Origin of the sequence: Streptomyces sp. NPDC002265, from assembly GCF_040296125.1 — a bacterium.
Lineage (GTDB): Bacteria > Actinomycetota > Actinomycetes > Streptomycetales > Streptomycetaceae > Streptomyces.
The window spans coordinates 1-2,579 of record NZ_JBEOWS010000615.1 but is presented as its reverse complement, the minus strand read 5'-3'; the positions used below and the strand labels follow the sequence as shown (position 1 = coordinate 2,579).

Annotated in this window: 1 protein-coding gene; it reads left to right on the top strand. The window is 72.5% G+C overall.

Annotated elements, in window-relative coordinates:
- Window positions 1-278 precede the first annotated feature (278 nt).
- Entirely contained in the window at window positions 279-2,483 is a 2,205-nt protein-coding gene (locus ABT085_RS45565) for a trypsin-like serine protease (protein WP_351622927.1), read from the top strand.
- Window positions 2,484-2,579: the final 96 nt, after the last annotated feature.

The following is a 2,579-nucleotide window of genomic DNA, read 5'->3' as shown; positions in this document are numbered from 1 at the left end:
GAGGAGAAGTCCTTCGACATCACCAAGAACACCTGGACGCCCGTGGGCGAGAGCGCGGACGAGCAGGGGCGCGAGTTCATGCTCATGGAGATCAGAACCGCCAAGTAGCGCTCCGTCAAAGTCCGTTACAAGAAGCCGGGTTCGCTCCGTAATCGCGAATTTCGCTGCGTGAGCGGCGCATTGCCGACCGGGCGCCCCAAGTCGTGCCGTGGCGGGCTCCATTGCTCCAGGCCGACCTCTTCCTGCTTCCCTTTCCGTCTTCTCGCCCCAAGGACGTCATGCTCACCCCACACGCCAGACCCGTCCGGCTCGCCGCGCTGGCGGCGACCCTGATCGCCGCGCCGCTCGCCCTGTGCGCCGCGCCCGCGCAGGCCGTCAGCGGCCCCGCCGTGGCCGCCGCCGAAACCACCTACGGCTACACCGCGCGCCTGGACATCGGTAACGGCACCCGTGGCTGCTCCGGAGTCCTCGTCGACCCCGAGTGGCTGCTGACCGCTGCCAGCTGCTTCGTCGACGACCCCGCCGCCGGACTGACCGTGCCGGCCGGCGCGCCGAAGCTCGCCACCACCGCGACCATCGGCCGCACCGACCTGACCGGGACCGCCGGTGTGGTCCGCAACGTGGTCGAGCTGGTCCCGCGCACCGACCGCGACCTGGTGCTGGCCCGCCTCTCCGGCCCGGCGACCGGTGTCGCCCCGATCGCCCTGGCCACCACCGCGCCGACCGTCGGCGAGGAACTGCGCGTCGCCGGCTACGGCCGCACCAAGGACGAGTGGGCCCCCCTCGCCCTGCACACCGGCGCCTTCTCGGTGGACGCCTCCGACGCCACCACCGCCACCGTCACCGGCAAGGACGGAGTGTCCGTCTGCCCCGGCGACACCGGCGGCCCCCAGATCCGCGTCTCCGGCGGTACGGCTCAGCTCGCCGCGATCAACAGCCGCTCCTGGCAGGGTGGTTGCTACGGAATCGACGCCACCGAGACCCGTACCGGCGCCGTCGCCACCCGCGTCGACGACCTCGGCTCCTGGGTCGCGTCCAAGGTCAACGCCACCCGGGTGAACGACTACAACGGCGACGGCATCGAGGACATCGCGATCGCCGACCCGGAGGCGACCGTCGGCACCCACACCAAGGCCGGCCTGGTGCGGGTCGTGTACGGCGGGGGCAAGGGCACCGCCGAGATCACCCAGGACCTGGACTGGGTGCCGGGCGGCGCCGAGAACAGCGACGGCTTCGGCACGGCCATGGCGACGGTCGACTACAACCAGGACGGCTACACCGACCTGGTCGTCGGCACGCCGAACGAGGACGTCGGCAGCGTGGCGGACGCCGGTTTCGTGGATGTGCTGTACGGCGGCCCAGGCGGCTTCGGCACGGGCCCGGCCGCGCTGCACCTGGAGCAGGGCGCCGGTTCCGGCGCGATCGCCAGTTCGACCCCCGAGACCGGCGACAACATGGGCTACTCGCTGGCCGCGGGCACGACCGCCGCGGGTGAGGCGTGGCTGGTGATCGGCGTGCCGGGCGAGTCGCTCGGCACGGTGACCAAGGCGGGCGAGATCTTCTACCTGCGCGGCACCACCAACGTGGCCGTCCACCAGGACAAGACGGACGTGCCGGGTACGGCGGAGGCGGACGACCGCTTCGGCACCTCGGTCGCCGGCGACGCCAACCACATCGCGGTCGGCATCCCGAACGAGGCCATCGGCACGCTCGCGGCCTCCGGCGGACTGGCCGTCTTCGACCACAAGCTGAACGCGGACGGCATCCCGACCCCGGTGGCGGGCATCGACCAGGACACCGACGGGATCACCGGTGCGGCCGAGGCGAACGACCAGTTCGGCTCCTCGCTGTCGATGACCGAGTACCGTCCGGCCGGGGCCTCGGCCGCGACCGACTCGATCCTCGCGGTGGGCTCGCCGGGCGAGTCGCTGACCGTGAGCGACGTCGACAAGGCGAACGCGGGACGTGTGGTGACCCTGCGGATCACCGCCGCGGGCGTGGTCAGCCAGATCGGCGACATCCACCAGGAGGTCGACGGCGTGAGCGGCGGCGCCGAGGTGGGCGACCGCTTCGGCGAGCGGGTGGCGGTCACGAACACCGCGCCGCGCTCGGTGGGCACCGCCGCCACGATGAAGCTCGCGGTCGGCATGCCGGGTGAGGCGGTCGGCACTGCTGCCAAGGCCGGCGCGATCCAGACCTTCTCGCTGCTGGGCGCTCCGGGCGACTCCGACTTCTGGATCCAGGCGGGCAACGTCGGCCTGCCGGGCACCCCGGCGGCCAACCAGCAGCTCGGCATCAGCCTCAACGCGACCGGTACGAACCTGTACGTCGGTATGCCCTACGGCCCGTCGACGTACGGCGCGGTGCACGTGCTGCCCTGGTCCAACGTGACCGGCGGCACCGTGGGCGCGGTCACCACGTACGCCCCCGGCACCGGAGGCCTGCCGCCCGCCGGCGTCCGCTTCGGTGCCGTCGTGAAGTAGCCCCCGAAGCAGTACACGCAGGGAGCCTCCGAGACCCGTACCACGGGTCTGGGTGGCTGCCGGCGTGGGTTGGGGGTGGGGGGGGGGGGCGGGCCG